The sequence below is a fragment of the Geitlerinema sp. CS-897 genome, assembly GCF_028368005.1.
Lineage (GTDB): Bacteria > Cyanobacteriota > Cyanobacteriia > Cyanobacteriales > Geitlerinemataceae > Baaleninema > Baaleninema simplex.
In genome coordinates, this window is the sequence record NZ_JAQNCQ010000370.1 from 1 (window position 1) to 16,976 (window position 16,976).

Here is a 16,976-nt window from a genome sequence, read left to right on the forward strand (position 1 = left end):
AAAGACCTCTCAACCAGGATTCATCACTGTCACAACTGCGGGTCAACAAAGCCCCGTGATGTGGCGAGTGGACAAGTTATCTGTACCCGTGGGCAACGGGGAATCGAAACTGCCTGTGGAGGGGAGGCGGCGGGGGCTGAGGTTACTCAGCCTAGCTGGCACCTGTTGAAGCAGGAAATCTTTGGGGCGACCCAAGGAATCTCCTTGCATACCCGGAACGGGTTGCTGGGAGAGGATGTCAATATCCTTCTTCGTATTCCGGCTGTGTGGTTTTTTCGGGGATGTTGACTTTGGGGGGATTGTAGGCGCGACGATCTTCTTCTTCAGCCCAGGCGTCTGCTTCTACATCTTCATAATCGGCAGGTTCGGCATATTCGGGATATTCTGCTTCTTCGTAAATCGGCTCGTCTCGATAGGGTTCTTCGGGATAAGCGGGTTCGTAGCGAGTCGAACTGGCTTCGCTCCAGTTATCTTCTTCGTATTCGACGTAAACGGGTTCGGGTTCGGCTTCGTAGAGGGGTTCGGGTTCCGGCTGCGTCCATTCGTCTTCGTCCCACTGGGATTCGACGGGGGTTTGAATGGGGGGACGGCGGACGGTTTCGGGTGGAGTGGCGGGAATGCCGCTGCCGAGTTGGTTTTCGGGGCGAGCGGTGGGGGTGTAGAATTCTTCTTCTTCTTCTCGTTCCCAGGGGGCGGTGCCGAGTCCGAGTCGTTCCATGACGCCGACGGAAAGCTGCGTCAGGCGTTCTTCTGCTCCTTCAAAGACGATGAGCCGGTTCGGTCCGCTGCTGACGATTTCTTCGATGGGTAACTCGTAGGTACTCAGAAGCTGTTCGGGGATTTGCGGCAGTCCGATGGAGGCGAGGATAATTGAGACTAAGGTTCCGTCGCGGGTGTCGAATTTGAAACCCCGCAGCCGTCCGAGGAGTTCTCCGGTTTCGGTGATGACTTCACTGTTGATGAGGTTGCTGTAGGCTTCGACATCGAGATCGTCTTCGATAACGTCTTCGTCATCGACGAGGATCACGTCTCCGATTTGGCGGATGCGATCGAGCTGCATGTAGCGAGGTAGCCCGGTCACGGCGAGGATGTTGTCTCGCATTCCCAGGGCGACGACGGAGCGTCGATCGATATCGACCCAAATTTGACTGATTACCCCTAACCGTCTCCCGGTATCGCGGGTAATGACTTGAGTTCCTAGTAGATCGGAGCGTTGGCGAATATGTTCGGAGGTCATTCTAGGCGGAATCCTACGAGTCGAATCCTGACTTAATATACTGCAATCTCACACAGACGCGCGTTGCTGGTGCTGTAACTTCAACCCCAACACCTGGGTATGCGCTCCACGGGCTTGGGTCACGCCGATGGTACGTTCGGCGGAAGCAATCATGGGACGACGCAAACTCACTACCATAAATTGTGCGTGCTGTGCTTGCTTTTCGATCATTTTAGCTAATCGTTCCACATTTGCCCCATCGAGAAACATATCGACTTCGTCGAAGGCGTAAAAGGGTGAGGGACGATAGCGTTGTAGGGCGAAAATGAAGCTGAGGGCGGTGAGGGATTTTTCGCCTCCGGACATGGAGGCGAGGCGTTGGACGGGTTTGCCTTTGGGGTGCGCGACGAGGTTCAAGCCACTGCTAAAGGGATCGTCTTCGTCGTTGAGTTGTAGGTGTCCGTCTCCTTGGGAGAGTTCGGCAAAAATGGCGGCGAAGTTTTCGTTTACGGCGTCGAAGGCTTCGCGAAATGCCCGCAATCGTAAGGTGGTAAAGTTTTCGATCCGCAGCATGAGTTCGCTGCGTTCGCCTTCGAGAATTTTTAGTTTTTCGGATAAGTCTTCGAGTCGTGTCTGGGTGCGATCGAATTCTTCTAATGCCAACATATTGACGGGTTCCATGGCTTCGATGCGTTTGGCGATCGCTTTTAATTCTTTTTGGAGGGCGTCGAGTTTTTGGTTCGGTGGGACTTCGGGAAGGGGTTCGGGCAGTTCCGATTGCATTTGTTGCAGGTGCGATCGCACTTGGTTTAACTGTTCGTGTCGCCCGTCTTGGGTTTCTTGAAGTTTTTCTAGCCGCCATTGGCTTTGTTGTTGGGTGACGCGGAGTTCTCGCAGTGCGACTTCTGCGGCGTCGCGGGTTTGTTTTTCTTCGCCGAGTTTGGCTTCGATTTCCACCATCGCCGCCTGCGTTTGTTCGAGTTGGCGATCGATCCCGGTTTGGCGATCGCGCAAGGCGGTTTGTTGAATGTCGTATTGTTCGAGTTGTTGGCGTAGGGTTGCGAGGTGTTCTTGGCTGTCTTGGCGTTTTTCGGCGAGTCGTTCTTGTTGGTTCGCCAGTTCCCGCACTCGTTCTTCGGTTTGGCGCACCTCGCGGGTGCGATCGCTCAAGACTGTCTCGCGTTCTTGGATTTGCTGCTGCAACGCTTGCCATTCGCTGTGAGTGTGGGATTTTTCGAGTTCGGCGAGTTGTTCGCGAAGCTGTTGCAGTTGCTGTTCTTGCTGGGGAAGTTCGGCTTCGAGGTGTTGCAGTCGCTGTTGGTTGCTGTGGAGTTCTTGGCGTTGGTTGTGGAGTTGCGATCGCGTGCGATCGATTTGTTGTTCTAACTGCTGAATTTCGTCGCGCACTCGTTCGGCTTTCAACTGAATTTCGCGATGTTGCTGTTTGGCTTCCATCGCTGCTTTAGAACCCAGCTTTACTTCTGTCGCCCAGCGGGTAATCTCGGCGTCGCAGCGTTCGAGAATTTCTGCAATTTGCGAAAGGCGATCGCGCAACGCCCGCACTTCTGACGACTCTCCGGTTTCGGCGTATCCGAAGTGTAAGTGGGAGGAATTCCCGCGACTGGCACCGCCTGTCATCGCCCCGCTGGTTTCGAGGAGTTCGCCGTCGAGGGTGACGATGCGGGCTTTTCCTAAGACGGTTCGGGCGTTGTCGAGGCGATCGAACACGACGGTATTGCCGAAAACGTAGGCAAATACTTCGTCGTAGCGTTGTTCGCAGGTGAGGAGGTTGACGGCGTAGTCGATAAATCCCTGACTGCGTTCGATGTCGGGATAGGAGAGCGATCGCGGGGCGCGAATTTTGTTCAAGGGTAAAAACGTCGCCCGCCCCGCCCGTTTTTCCTTCAACAGCCGAATTCCCGCCGACGCCACGACGTCGTCTTCCACCACCAGGAAGCCCAAGCGTCCCCCAGCCGCAGTTTCTAACGCCATTTGATAGTGAGGTTCGACGCGCCCTAACTGCGCCACTAAGCCGCATACGCCACTCAACCCCGACTGCATCACCAACTGGGTGGCGTAACTACCGGAGGCTTCCCGTATCGCCTGGGTTTGGGCTTCGAGTTTGTCCAGTTTGCGCTGTTTGTCTCGCTGTTCTTTCAGCAGGCGGGTTTGGGTGTCTTGCTGGATTTGCAGTTCTTCTTCGGCGGCTTTGGCGACGGATTCGAGGCGATCGCGCTGGTTTTGGGCGTCGGTTTCTTCTTGGGAAAGGTTTTCGGCGGTTTGCTGTTTTTCGTTGAGTTGGGTTTCGAGATCCGTTAACGACTGTTGGCGATCGCAGATTTGTTCGGAAAGTTGCGTTACCCGTTCGGAAAGTTGCGCCCGTTCCGCCCGTTGGGGTTCTAGGGTTTTTAGCAGGGTTTCCGTTTCTCGCCGCAGTTGGGTTTGTTCCTGCACCCAGGCTTCTGCTGTTGAGGCTAGGGCGTTAGCGGCGTCTCGGGTGCGATCGAGTTCCGCTTTCGCCTCGTCTCTGGCTCGAACTTGTGCCGCCAGGGTTTCGGTTTCCAGATGTTGCTGTTGCTGTTGGAGTTCGGTTAACTTTTGTTGCGATTGCTGGATATTTTGTTCGGTTTGTGTTATGGCATTCTGCGTTTTTTCCCGGTCTTCGCGAAGCTCTTCCCGTCGCTGCTGGAGTTGTTGCTTTTGGGCTTCCTGTTGAGCGAGGATGGACTGTTGGGCGATGAGTTCGTCTTCGCCGAGGGCGCGGACTTTGGCGTTGAGGGCGTCGAGTTCCTCGGAGGCGGTTTGAATGCGGTGGGTGAGGCGCGAGAGTTCTTCAGTGAGTTCGGCGCGGGTGCGATCGCCAGCTTCAATTTGTTCTCGCACTTGCGCTTCTTGCGATCGCAGTTGGTGCCACCGTAGCACGATTTCCCATGCTTGTTTTTGGTGGAGTTCGTCTCGGAGGGCTTGATATTTCTGGGCTTTAATGCGATCTTCCCCGAGGCGATCGCGCTGCGCGATCAGTTCTCGTTCCACGATGCGACAGCGATCTTCGCGTTCTTCGACTTCCTCGAATTTCTGTTTCGCGCGATCGATTTTGCGATCGAACGCCGCCACCCCCGCCAGTTCGTCGATAATTTCGCGACGTTCCCGAGGGTTCATGGAAATAATGCTCGTTACGTCTCCCTGTAATACCACGTTGTAGCCTTCCGGGTAGACGCGCAGATTGTTGAGTTTTTCGTGTAACTCTGTCAGCGTCGAGGGTTCGCCGTTAATGTAATACGTCGAGGTATAACTTCCCGATTTCGTGACGCGCAGTCGTCGCGTTACCGTCCACTCGTTGCTTTTCGGCGAATGTTGAGAGTCTGAGTTTTGAGAGTCTGAATCACCGTCTAAATTCTCGTTTTCCGGCGAGTCGATTTCCGAGGCGATGGTATCGATCGCCTCTTCCGACGCACCCTCCGACGCTAACGGCTTATCCAACTCCTCATCGGCGGTATCGGGTAACGAATCGTCTCCGAGATCGAACACCACCGTCACGCTGGCTTCGACGGTAGACTTGCGGTTACTCTGCTGCTGGTTCACCAAATCGGGAAGGCGATCGGCCCGCATTCCCTTCGACGACGCAATTCCCAAGCAAAACAGCAGTGCGTCGAGAATATTGGATTTCCCCGAACCGTTCGGCCCCGAAATCACGGTAAACTCTGGCTCGAACGGAATCCGCGTCGTGCCGCCAAAGGACTTAAAATTGGTGAGTTCGATTTGTTTGATGTGAACCATGAAAGCCATTAAGAATTGACAATCGACAATCGATCGCGATCCTTTGGCAGTCACCAGCGAGGCGGATCGATCGCAATTGACAATCAAGTTAAGTTTTCCCATTTCATCATTCTTGCATTTTCTCCATCTCCCCTTTTACAGTCGCCAGCCTTTTACAGTGAGCAGTGAGCAGTGAGCAGTGAAGACGGTTAACAGGGAACAGCGGATCTGAGAACAGTTAATCGTTTCTCCCCCTCTCCCCTTCTCCCCTTCTCCTCTTCTCCCCCCCCTCTCTTGCTCCAGAAGCTTTGATAGAATGCAACCAAGGCGATCGCGGGGGTATCGAAATGAAGGTGGCTATCTTTGAGGTTTGTCGAAATCCCGAGATTGAGAAGCAGACGGAAACCTTGATGCTATCGGAGTTTTGCAAGCGTAGCGGCATCGAGTGCGAGGTTTACAGCAACGACGGTATTTGGACGAAACGGACGTTTTTGAATCGATCGCTGTTCCAGAACTGTTTGAGCGATACCGATACGAAAGTGGTTCACCTGGCGTTACACGGCGATCGCGACGGGTTGGTGATGCGGTGGTCGAATGCAGAAAAGATCCGCGATCGCCGACCGCAAGAACGACTCTCTCCCCAGGATATCGAGTCGATCGTGCAATGGCGAGATAAAGTCGTGGTCAGTGGAGCTTATAGTGCGGCGAAGCTCTCCGATGCGTTTCTTAAGGCAGGGGTTGCAGCGGCGGTATTCCCCGAACACCCCATTTCCTACCAGCATCTCGTGCCGTTTTTAGAAATTTTTTATGGAAAACTCGCCACGGGACTGTCGGTGCGAAATGCACTGAACGCCGGATTATCGAAATTTCCCGATCTGAAAAGTTTTAAAATTTTTTCCCGTCGCAGTCCCGACACGTTAGTCGTGGCGTGAGCGATCGCCTCTGATGGGATTGTCATTGTGACTGGACAGCCAGCAAGAGGCTGCCCAGGCAGGCCGAAGCCCGATCGACACTTTATTAAAGCGTGTTTTAGTTGGGGGCGACTTTTTCTTTGAAGAGTTTCCCGGCAGAAAAGGCAGGAACCTTGGTCGCGGGAATAATCATTTTGTCACCGGTTTTGGGGTTGCGACCTTCGCGAGCTTTGCGCTCTCTGGCTTCAAACGAGCCGAAACCGACGAGGGTAACTTTGTCGTCGCTCGAGACCGCCTCGACGATGGTTTCGAGGGCAGCGGTCAGAACTGCATCGGCTTCTTTTTTCGTCACGCCAGCTTTCGTCGCTACGCGATCGACGAGTTCTCCTTTGTTCATTATCGATGCTCCTTTGATTCGTACAGTAGGGGTATAACTCAGCCCGAGGGCTTAGCTGTGGTTAGTTTAATCGAGAAACATCGAGCGAGATTTCGGCTGAAAATGCCTGTAACTCCCGTTCTTCCGATATTTCACTGATTTATTCTAAGGGGTGTTCGCCCGATCTGGATCGCTGAAAGTATTAATTTATCTTGATTTCCAGATTTTTTTTACGTCTCCACTTTTTCTTGCAACATTTTTTAGCAAAAGTCTTGACAATCATTGAGATATTGAGTAAAGAATTTCGAGCGAGTTCGAGGAAATTGGTTATTGTATTGACTGTATAACTACACAGTTATACTATGGAGTTGGAGTCATCCTAACACGACGCGATCGCTCGCGAACACTTCACCGAAGTCCCAACGAGCCGTACAACCGGAAACACCACCACCATGCCAGAGACACCCGCAGCGCCCCGAAAACGAAACCTCGTGGGGCAAATCACCGCTTATTTCATCGACTCCCAAGTGACGCTGTTGCTGATTGCCGCGCTCGTCCTGTTCGGACTGGCTGCCGCCTTCTTCACCCCCAAGGAAGAAAACCCGCAAATCGTCGTTCCGGGAGCGGACGTTTACCTCGAATACCCCGGCGCCCCCGCCGAAGTGGTCGAACAAACCCTTACTCTACCCGTCGAAGCCAAAATCCGAGAACTCACGGGGGTCGAGTACGTTTATTCGGTCTCCCAGAACTCCAGTGCGAAGGTCACGGTTCAGTTCTTTGTCGGGGAAGACTGGGAAGATTCGCTATTCAAACTGCAAAACCACCTGTACAACTGGCAAGATATCCTACCGCCGACGGTGTCTTACCTCGTCAAACCGCTGATTATCGACGACGTACCGATCGTGACGTTGACGGTGACGGGGGAAAACTACAGCGATAACGAACTCAGGCGCGTGGGAGAACGCTTGTTGGAAGATTTGCGATCGATCCCCAACACGGGCAACTTAACCATTACTGGCGGACAGCCTCGAGCGATTCGCGTCGATCTCGACCCCAACAAACTGGCCAGTTATCGCCTGTCTCCGGCTGCGATCGCCCAGCGATTAGAAAACGAAAACGTACAACTTCCCGCCGGAGACGTTTCAGTCGGCTCCGATCGCCTGTTTATCGAAGGGGGGAGCCTGTTCGAGTCCGCCGAAGACATCCGAGACGTTATCGTCGGCTACACCGGAGACAACAACGGCACTCCCATCTACCTTCGAGACGTGGCTACCGTCCGCGACGACTACGGCGAACGGGTCACGTATTCGCGCCTTCACTACCGCCAAGATTGGAACTTTAACGATCCCTATCCCGACCCGAAACTTCACCCGGAAGAAGATTTCGTCAGTCAGTCGGCCATCACTATCGGCATCGCCAAAAAAGAAGGCACGAACGCTGTCACGGTAGCCAAACAGATTTTCAAGCGGGTGGACGAACTGCGATCGCAACTTCCCCCCGGCATTGATATCGCCGTGAGTCGGAACGACGGACGCACCGCAGCCCGAGCTGTGGGAGACTTGTACACCAGTTTGTTTCAAGCCATCGGCGTGGTGGTGGTGCTGCTGGTGGTGTTTCTGGGATGGCGGGAAGCCTCGATCGTGGCCTTCGTGATTCCTCTGACGCTGGGTGGAACGCTGCTGGTGGGGTGGATGGCCGGACAAACGATCAACCGGATTACCCTGTTCGCGTTGATTCTGGCCTTGGGAACCTTGGTCGACGACGCGATCGCCGCCACAGAAAACATTCACCGACGCTTAGAAATGCGGCCGGGGATGACTTTCGCCGAAAAACGAGAGGAGGCGATCGAAGCCCTCAACGAACTGGGCGGCCCGATTATCCTTTCGACGATTACGGTGATTCTGGCGTTCGTTCCCATGCGCTTCGTGACGGGGATGATGGGGCCTTACATGGGGCCGATGCCGTTTAACCTCCCGGTGGCGATGACCATCAGTACCACCTTGGCGTTGACGGTGACGCCTTATTTGGGATTGCGGCTGATTAAAATCAAACCCCACAAACCGGGTGAAGAAAATCTCGACGTGACGGATACCAAAATTTATAAGTGGTATCGAAAAATTATGGAGCCGTTACTCGATTCGGCAACGCGACGCCGTTTCGTGATTTTCGTCATCGTGGGAATGCTGTTAGCGACGTTTATTTTGCCGCTGACTCAGGCGGTGCGGTTCCGAATGTTGCCGAAAGCGGATAAAGACCGCTTTTTGGTTCAATTAGATATGCCGCTGGGAACGGAGTTAGTCGAAACCGATCGCGTCGTCCGCGAGATGGAAGAAGTCCTCACGCAAGATCCGGAAGTGGTTCAATTTGAGAGTTACAGCGGTGTCGGCGCTCCGGTGGACTTTAACGGCTTGCTGCGAGGCAATACGGACCGAGAAGGGGAACACTACGCCGATATTCGGGTTCACTTGACCAACAACAACGCCCGTAAAATCGACTCGGAAGGGATCGTATTCCGCCTGCGACCGCAGTTAGCGGAAATTGCTGCCGAGAACAACGCGGTGGTGAAACTCGTCGAAGATCCGCCAGGACCGCCGGTGCGATCGACCATGTTGGCGGAAATTTACGGGCCGGATTACGACAAGTTGCGGAATTTGGCAAAAGAGGTGCGCTTGGTGTTCGCCGACACGAAGGAAGTTGTCGATATCGACGATTCGGTGAAAAATCCGATGCCGCAGATGAAGCTGTCGGTCGATCGCGCGAAGGTCAATCAAGCGGGGTTGACGACGGAAGAAATCGCTCAAACGCTCAATATGGCGTTATCTGGGGCGGAAGTCTCGACGCTGCAAGTTCCTGGCGAACTGACTCCTGTTGCGATCGAGGTGCGCTTTGCTTATCCCGATCGCCAAAGTGTAGACGATCTGACCCGCATTCAAATTCCGACGCAAAGCGGAAATTTAGTACCGCTAACGGAGTTGGTTTCCTTTGAACCCACGATCGTCGATCTGCCGATTTTCCATAAAGATCAAAAACAGGTAACTTACGTCATGGGCGAAATGGGCGATCGCTCGTCGGTGTATGCCGTTCTCGATCAGTTGATTTATTTCTTCCGCAATCCGTTACCGCAGGGGTATTACATCAAATGGGATGGGGAATGGAAACTCACTCTCGACGTGTTCCGCGATTTGGGACTGGCGATGCTGGTGGCGGTGATGCTGATTTACTTTATTTTGGTGGGTCAGTTCCGCAGTTTTAAGGTGCCGATGATTATTCTCGGCAGTATCCCGCTGGCGTTGATCGGGATTCTTATTGGCTTCTCTCTCAATGGCGTGTACTTTAGTGCGACTGCCATGATCGGGGTCATCGCGCTGGCGGGGATCGTGGTTCGTAACGCGATCGTGTTGTTGGAATTCGTCGGCGAACGGATGAAAGAAGGGGCGATTCTCAAAGATGCCATCCTCGAAGGGGGAGCGGTTCGCTTCCGTCCGATTCTGCTGACAAGCGTGACGACGATGTTGGGAACTCTTTCGATTCTCAGCGACCCAGTTTGGTCGGGGTTGGCTTGGACGCTGTTGTGCGGGATGTTGACCTCGTCGGCGTTGACGCTGTTCGTGATTCCGTTGATGTATTACGGCGATCGCTCTCGCAAGCTGCCGAAAGATATGGTGGTTGAGGATATCGATTCTTCGGTCGGTCACGAATCCTCGATCGCTTAGCTCTTCTCGGAGCGAGGCTAGATCGGCTATCGTTTCCCCTCTAGATCCCCGGCATCTTCGGAGATGCTGGGGATTTGGATTATTGCCTCATTGGGTTGTTGAATAAAAAATCAAGTATATAGACAAGTTAACCCTTATAAACTTAATTTTACAGCTTCGCGACGGAAATCGCAACCCCGGTTTCGATGGCGGCGCGGTCGGCAATATTGTTTAAAAAAACAATATTGGAGATCGAGAACGATAGAGAGAGGATGCGATCGCCTGTCTGTGATTTCATCATCGAGGAGCGATAAAATAAACCCCGTCCCCTTATCCGGCGGGTGAGATTTATGATTTCCAAAGATACGCTATTTGCCGTGTCGCTGTTTCCCTATTTGGGCTTTTTATATTTCCTGACGCGATCGAAACAAACGCCGCGTTTGGCGCTGATTGGCTTCTACATTTTGTTAGTGTTCGTAGCGGTGACGATTCCGGCGGGAATTTACGCCAAAGTCCACTACGGGGAAAAACTGGCGAACGTGGATTGGTTGCACGGCGGCGCGGAAGTATTTTTGACGCTTTCTAACATCGTAGTGGTGTTGGGATTTAGCGAAGCGATTCGCAAACGCCAGAAGGGTCGAGAGATGCAGTGATGATGAGATGATGGTACGACCGAGATTTTCTTTTCAGTTTGGGACATCGTGAAGCAAGAAGTTTTAGGAATCGACTTGGGTGGAACGTCGATTAAGTTGGGGCGGTTCGATCGCGAGGGGAATTGTGGTGAAAGGCTGACGGTGGAGACGCCGCAACCTTCGACCCCCGAGGCGGTTCTGGAGGCCATCGTGGGGGCGATCGATCGACTCGATCCTCAGCGAAACTGCGTCGCGGTGGGGTTAGGAACTCCCGGTCCGGCTGATGAAACCGGACGCATCGCCAAAGTGGCCATCAACCTCAGCAGATGGAACGACGTTCCGGTGGCTGATATTCTCGAAGCCAAAATCGGAAGACCCGTGGTGTTGGCCAACGACGCCAACTGTGCGGGATTGGGGGAAGCCTGGTTGGGGGCTGGGCGATCGTTTCGCGACCTCATTCTGTTGACGTTAGGAACGGGAGTCGGAGGGGCGATCGTGTTGGACGATCGCCTGTTTGTGGGGCGTCACGGTGCGGCGGGGGAGCTGGGGTTGATTACTCTCAACCCCGACGGTCCACCCTGCAACAGCGGTAATAACGGGTCTTTAGAACAGTATGCCTCCGTGCGGGCGATTCGACGCGAGACGGGACTCGAACCCCACGAATTGGCGGCGAAAGCCGAAGCCGGAGATAAGGACGCGATCGCCTATTGGGAACAATACGGACGACGACTTGGGGCGGGACTTGCCAGTTTAATTTATATTTTGACGCCAGAGGCTGTGGTCATTGGTGGCGGCATTGCAGCCGGAGCGGATTTGTTTTTTCCAGCCATGAAAGCCGAAATCGAGTGTCGAGTCCTTCCGACTTCTCGAGAGGGGTTGCAAGTGCTTACGGCCGAGTTGGGAAATCGAGCCGGAACGATCGGAGCAGCGAAGTTAGCGTGGCAGCTTTTGGCAAAGATCGCACCCTAACATTGCCGGATCGTATCTCCCCGGAATGCGAACCGTGTCGGTAACAATAAGATTCGTTCCAAATTCAATTTCTCAAAAACCTGTGTTTTGAGGCTGAACTAAGATAGATCGAAGACCGTCTGTTTCAGAATAACGGCTTCGCATTCGTTTATGAATTTGGCACAAACACTGAGCGGTTGCTCGATCGCTGCCTTCGTATTTTTGGGAGGGGGAGAGTATCCAGCTCGAGAGCAAGAGGCCGGTACGACGGTACGAGTCGGCATCGACCCAAACGAACCCAAGGTGTGGGTCGAGGAAAGCGGCGAACCGGCGGGATTCGGGGGCGAGTGTTTGGGGGCGAGCGAACGGTGTCTCGACGCCAAACCTTACTTTGGATGGATCGAACTGCGCCACCTGTTTGTCGATCTGGCAGTCTACATCCCCGCCATCGGCCTCGTTACCTTTGCCATTTGGAACCGTTGCTTGCAGCGAGAGATCGAACGTCGCCTACAGGCTGAAGATCGCCTGCAAGTGTTAGCTGACAATACTCCTGGGACGATCTATCGTTACGTCTTACATCCCGACGGATCGGACGAACTGCTGTACGTCAGTTCGGGATGCCGCGATTTGTGGGAAGTCGAATCTGAAGCGGCGATGCGGGATACAGAGCAGTTTTGGCGTCTCGTGCATCCAGACGACCTCGCTGAAATGCGGGCGTCGGTGTTGGCGTCAGCTCGGTCTTTAACCCCTTGGGAGTACGAATGGCGCATTACCACCCCCTCGGGACGGCAAAAGTGGTTGCAAGCGGCAGCCAAACCCCAAGCACATCGCAACGAAGATGTGGTGTGGGACGGTTTGATTTTAGACGTGAGCGCCCGCAAACATACTGAGGAAGCGTTGCGCCAGAGCGAGCAGCGGTTTCATAACATGGCGGCCAACGTCCCAGGGGCGATTTTTCGCTACGTTCTGCATTCCGACGGCTCCGATCGCGTCGTTTATATGAGTCCTGGCTGTTACGAACTTTGGGAGGTCGAAGCGGAGGCGGTGGTAGAAAACGCCCAAAGTTTGTGGGATATGGTGCATCCAGAAGACCGAGAGGCGATGTACGAGTCGGTGTTGGCATCAGCTCGGACGTTGGAGACGTGGTTTTGGCAGTGGCGGATTACGACGCCGTCGGGAAAGCTGAAATGGCTCGAAGCCTCGGGGAAACCGGAAAGACAGGAAAACGGGGACGTGGTATGGGATACGTTAATTACCGACATCAGCGATCGCCAAAAGTTTGAAGCGAGTCTACAGCAGCAAGTTCGGCGAGAACGAGCGCTCAACCGAGTGCTTCAGGCGATTCGCAACTCTTTAGATCTAGAGACGATTTTTGCCACTGCAACCGCAGAAACTGCTCGATTGTTACCGGGGATGGACTGTTTTGTGGTTGAGTATCGTTCCGAAGAGGGATTGTGGAGACACGTGGCGGAATTTCGTCGCGATCGCGATTTACCGTCGACCCTTGGTTTGGAAATTCCCGATGCGGGAAATCCGTTTGCGTCGCGACTCAAGCAATTCGAGATCGTGCGGGTCGAAGATACCCATCGACTCGAAGACGATATTAATCGGGACGTGGCCGAACGATTGCCGGGGGCTTGGCTGTTGGTTCCGCTGGCAGTGGACGATACAATTTGGGGAAGTTTCACGCTCAACGCTCCAGAATACTCGTTGGCGTGGACGGACGAGCGGGTGGAACTGGTTCGGGCGATCGCCAGCCAATTAGAAGTTGCCATCCAGCAGGCGCAACTCTACCAGCAAGTGGCGCGAGAACGACAAAAACTCCTCGAGAGTCAAACGGCTTTGGTGCAAGCGCAGCAGATGGTCAAGCTGGGAAACTGGGAGTTGGAGGTGACAACTCGAGAGATTCGTTGGTCTGAGAATCTGTGTCGGATCTTTGGTTTCGATCCGGCAGAGACTCGGCCGAATTTCGCTGATATGATGTCGAACCACGTTCATCGGGGCGATCGCCCTCGATTGGAAGGGGCGATCGAGGCGGCGATGACGCAGGGAATTTCCTACGATATCGATTTACGGTTTTTTAGGGCCGATGGATCGATGGGATATATGGAAGCTCGAGCTGAAGCGATGCGAGACGATCGCGGTCAAATTGTCAAGCTTTTTGGCACTTCTCTCGATATCAGCGATCGCAAGCAAGCTGAAATTGCCCTGCGCGAAAGCGAGGCGCGATATCGTACTGTGGTCGAATCTCAAAGCGACTTTATTTTGCGATCGCTGCCCGACACGACCATTACCTTCGCCAACGAGGTTCTCTGTCAGGCGTTGGGAACGTCTTTAGAAGAGATGGTGGGCAAAAAATGGAGCGATTTCGCCAACGCTGAAGATTTAGAAACTCGCGTTTTTAAAGAATTAACGCAGCTGAGTCCGACGAACCCGAGATGTATTGTCGAAAATCGAGATACCCGGTCGGACGGATCGGTGGGGTGGACGCAATGGCTCAACGAAGGAATTTTTAACGAGTCGGGACAACTGGTCGAAATTCAATCGGTGGGGCGCGATATTACGGAATTGAAGCAGGTCGATCGCGCCTTGCGCCAAAGTGAAGAACGCCTGCGGTTGGTGACGGAGAACATGAGCGATTTGGTGTGTTTGCACCACCCCGACGGACGTTATCTGTACGTGACGCCCTCGAGCGAGACGCTGTTGGGATATCGTCCCGAGGAGTTAATCGACCGCGATCCTTACGAGTTTTTTCATCCCGACGATCGCGATCGCGTGAGCCGAGACGCCCACGAGTCTGTGTTGCGGGGACAGCCGAGGGCGATTACCTATCGCATTCGTCAGAAAACGGGACAATATATCTGGCTCGAAACCCTCACCCAAGCCATTTTGGACGACGCGGGGCAGATTTTGCACTTGCAAACGACTTCGCGGGACGTCAGCGATCGCGTGAGAGCCGAGAAACAGTTGAAACACGAAGCCCTTCACGATGGGTTGACGGGGTTGCCCAACCGTAACTTTCTCATGGAACGGCTCGACTTGGCACTCAAGCGATCGAAACGCTATCGATCGTTTCAGTTTGCGGTTTTGTTTTTAGATCTGGACAATTTCAAAGTCGTCAACGATAGTCTCGGGCATTGTGTTGGCGACGAACTGCTCTTAGCCGTCGGAGAACTGTTGCAGCAGTGCGTGCGCGAAACCGATTTGGTGGCGCGGTTGGGAGGTGACGAGTTCGTGATTTTGCTCGAGGACATTGAGGGGATCGAGGGGGCGGTGCGAGTGGCCGAACGGGTTTTAGAGGCGTTGCGATCGCCAGTACGAGTCGCCGGTCGAGAGGTCTTTACCAGTACGAGTGTGGGAATTGCGGCCGGAACTCGCGATCGCAACAACCCCGAAGATCTGCTGCGGGACGCCGATCTCGCCATGTATCGAGCCAAGCACGGCGGACGGGGACAATATGCCATTTTCGATCCGGCGATGCACTTTCAGGTGGTGCAGCGACTGCACCTCGAAAACGATTTGCGTCGAGCGCTGGAAAACGAAGAGTTCGTTCTGTACTACCAGCCGATCGTGTTCTTGGAAACGCATATCTTGCGCGGGTTCGAGGCGTTAATCCGCTGGCAGCATCCCCGACGGGGGATCGTGTCGCCGGGGGAATTTATTCCGATCGCGGAGGACACGGGATTAATCGAACCGATGGGTCGTTGGATTTTACAAGCGGCTTGTCAACAACTGGCGGCGTGGCAAACTCAGTTTCCCGAGCGATCGATTAAGATTGGCGTCAACCTGTCGGCGCGACAACTTCACGAAGGACTGTTGCAACAACTTGAAGACTTGCTGAATACCTACGGCTTCCAAAGCGAGAGTTTAGTTCTCGAGATTACGGAGAGTATGTTGGTGCAAAACGTCGAGGTGACCTGTGCTTTACTCGATCGCATCCGAGCCAAAGGAATTCGTTTGAGTATCGACGATTTTGGGACGGGATATTCATCTCTCAGTTATTTGTCGGGTTTGCCCGTCGACGCCCTAAAAATCGATCGCGCTTTTGTGAATTTGTCCGAGTCCGACGCCCGCAATCAGGTTATTGCAGAATCGATCGTGGCGTTGAGTAATTTGCTCGAACTCAACGCGATCGCCGAGGGGATCGAAACCCTGCAACAGTTGGAATGGCTTCGGGGACTTGGCTGCGAGTTAGGCCAGGGATACCTGTTTTCGCCTCCCGTACCGGTCGATCGTGCTACGGAAATGCTAAGTTATCCCCTTCTGAGTTGTCCTCGCCGTCAGTCTTGAGGGGCTTGTGGAGAGGGGGAGAGGGGGAGAGGGGGAGAAAGGGAGAGGGGGAAAAACGATTAACTGTTGTCTGTTGCCTATTCCCTATTCCCTATTCCCTAACACTGGTGATTTTAAAATCTTTAAGTATCATAGATTAGTTTATTTGTCAAGTCTTTTTTCGACAATTTGGGTGAGGCTCGTCCATTGTCCGGTAGCGTCGTAGCTGCGAACGAGGCGATAGCGCAAGTTTTCCTCGACCAGCCAGCCCGATTCGAGTAAAAATGGCGATCGTCGGGGAATTTTAAGGGGCGTGTTACAAGACGCGCCATCGGGCAATAATAGGACTTGCATCGGGGTTTTACCGCTCTCGAAGAGAATGCGAGACCCTTCAACTCGTCCGGTTGAAGACAGTTCGAATTGTGGAGTTTGCAAGTGTTGGTGGAGGGCGGTTCCGTCGAGACGAATCGAGAGGCGAGAAGACGATACTTCAGGATTTCGATAGTCGGGATACATCGTCGTAACGGTTCCCTCCCACTCGCCGATGAGTTTCTCGACAGTCAGGGGTGGAAATTCCCTCGCGTTGCTTCCCTCGAGACATTCGCGAATCAACGTCAAACTGGATAACTCCCCGGAGGGGGCGAACAGTTCCACGATCCGCATTCGGCGATCGCGGTAAATTAATCCTAATTCTGCGCCAAAGGTGGCGATCGGGGAAAACTGCACCGAACCGATGGAAAACGCTCCGTCTTCAAAAAACAGGATATTGCGTCCCAAGGTGCGATATTCCAAGGTTAGCGGTGGCGGTTCCGGTTCGCCGAGAGGATATTTGAAAACCTGTTGTTTGACGAGTTGGTTGTCGTCCAATCCCTCGAAGGTGACGAGGGTTGGTGTATCGCTGAGAATCTCCCCCCGAGGCGACAGTTGGGTGAAGGAACCTTTCCAAGCCCCCAGGTTACGAAGGAAATATTGCCACTGCGTCGATGTGGTCACGGCGATCGCTCTCCCGACAGTGCTAATTTTATCATCTCCTCGTCATCGAAAATTTTGGGTTTGAAACCCCGCCCTTCTAGGGCGGCTTTACAGTACAATGGACGTGAATGGTTAAACTGGCTAACGAAACCCAAGTTAGTAAGTTTGCCTAAAACTCCAATTGAATTGGAATTTTGGCGGTGG

The 16,976-nt window shown here is 53.6% G+C and carries 10 protein-coding genes and 1 pseudogene; 6 read left to right on the top strand and 5 right to left on the bottom strand.

The window, feature by feature from the left end; translation table 11 throughout:
- Positions 1–288: pseudogene (locus tag POG22_RS23400) on the top strand (RNA-guided endonuclease TnpB family protein); the annotation flags it as partial.
- Here POG22_RS23400 and POG22_RS23405 read toward each other — a convergent pair.
- Complete coding sequence (locus tag POG22_RS23405) at positions 239–1,237, bottom strand: PRC-barrel domain-containing protein (RefSeq protein ID WP_498907319.1); 999 nt, start codon at positions 1,235–1,237, stop codon at positions 239–241. The pseudogene POG22_RS23400 and the gene POG22_RS23405 overlap by 50 nt on opposite strands.
- Positions 1,238–1,285: 48 nt before the next feature.
- On the bottom strand, positions 1,286–4,993 hold the full coding sequence (gene smc / locus POG22_RS23410) for a chromosome segregation protein SMC (RefSeq protein ID WP_498907325.1): 3,708 nt from the start codon (positions 4,991–4,993) through the stop codon (positions 1,286–1,288).
- 287 nt (positions 4,994–5,280) lie between these two features.
- Between smc and POG22_RS23415 the strand changes: the two genes are divergently transcribed.
- Positions 5,281–5,904, top strand: coding sequence for a hypothetical protein (locus POG22_RS23415; protein WP_498907320.1), 624 nt, complete (start codon positions 5,281–5,283; stop codon positions 5,902–5,904).
- Positions 5,905–6,001: 97 nt separating this feature from the next.
- Here the strand turns inward: POG22_RS23415 and POG22_RS23420 are convergent, their stop codons facing one another.
- Positions 6,002–6,280, bottom strand: coding sequence for an HU family DNA-binding protein (locus POG22_RS23420; protein WP_017663203.1), 279 nt, complete (start codon positions 6,278–6,280; stop codon positions 6,002–6,004).
- Positions 6,281–6,711: 431 nt separating this feature from the next.
- On the opposite strand from POG22_RS23420, the gene POG22_RS23425 reads away from it, so the two are divergent.
- The 4 genes from POG22_RS23425 (at position 6,712) to POG22_RS23440 (ending at position 15,821) form a co-directional block, all read left to right on the top strand.
- Positions 6,712–9,972 carry an efflux RND transporter permease subunit gene (locus tag POG22_RS23425; protein ID WP_498907321.1) on the top strand — a complete coding sequence of 1,087 codons (3,261 nt, stop codon included), beginning with the start codon at positions 6,712–6,714 and terminating at the stop codon, positions 9,970–9,972.
- A gap of 329 nt (positions 9,973–10,301) precedes the next feature.
- Positions 10,302–10,604, top strand: coding sequence for a DUF3593 domain-containing protein (locus tag POG22_RS23430; RefSeq protein WP_017663200.1), 303 nt, complete (start codon positions 10,302–10,304; stop codon positions 10,602–10,604).
- Between the two features lie 48 nt (positions 10,605–10,652).
- Complete coding sequence (locus POG22_RS23435; RefSeq protein ID WP_063718236.1) at positions 10,653–11,552, top strand: ROK family protein; 900 nt, start codon at positions 10,653–10,655, stop codon at positions 11,550–11,552.
- A 150-nt stretch (positions 11,553–11,702) separates the two neighbouring features.
- Positions 11,703–15,821 carry a bifunctional diguanylate cyclase/phosphodiesterase gene (locus tag POG22_RS23440; protein ID WP_498907322.1) on the top strand — a complete coding sequence of 1,373 codons (4,119 nt, stop codon included), beginning with the start codon at positions 11,703–11,705 and terminating at the stop codon, positions 15,819–15,821.
- A gap of 141 nt (positions 15,822–15,962) precedes the next feature.
- Here POG22_RS23440 and POG22_RS23445 read toward each other — a convergent pair whose 3' ends face one another.
- Both POG22_RS23445 and POG22_RS23450 read right to left on the bottom strand, forming a co-directional pair.
- Positions 15,963–16,793, bottom strand: a complete 831-nt coding sequence (locus tag POG22_RS23445; protein WP_498907323.1) for a DUF3598 family protein — start codon at positions 16,791–16,793, stop codon at positions 15,963–15,965.
- On the bottom strand, positions 16,790–16,976 hold a 187-nt coding region (locus tag POG22_RS23450), incomplete at its 5' end, for a hypothetical protein (protein WP_498907324.1). The genes POG22_RS23445 and POG22_RS23450, both read right to left, overlap by 4 nt.

Bases quoted from the DNA above. Each gene is read 5' to 3' on its own strand.
- POG22_RS23430 (WP_017663200.1), top strand. From the start codon at position 10,302: ATGATTTCCAAAGATACGCTATTTGCCGTGTCGCTGTTTCCCTATTTG.
- POG22_RS23405 (WP_498907319.1), bottom strand. From the start codon at position 1,237: ATGACCTCCGAACATATTCGCCAACGCTCCGATCTACTAGGAACTCAA.
- POG22_RS23425 (WP_498907321.1), top strand. From the start codon at position 6,712: ATGCCAGAGACACCCGCAGCGCCCCGAAAACGAAACCTCGTGGGGCAA.
- POG22_RS23420 (WP_017663203.1), bottom strand. From the start codon at position 6,280: ATGAACAAAGGAGAACTCGTCGATCGCGTAGCGACGAAAGCTGGCGTG.
- smc (WP_498907325.1), bottom strand. From the start codon at position 4,993: ATGGTTCACATCAAACAAATCGAACTCACCAATTTTAAGTCCTTTGGC.
- POG22_RS23440 (WP_498907322.1), top strand. From the start codon at position 11,703: ATGAATTTGGCACAAACACTGAGCGGTTGCTCGATCGCTGCCTTCGTA.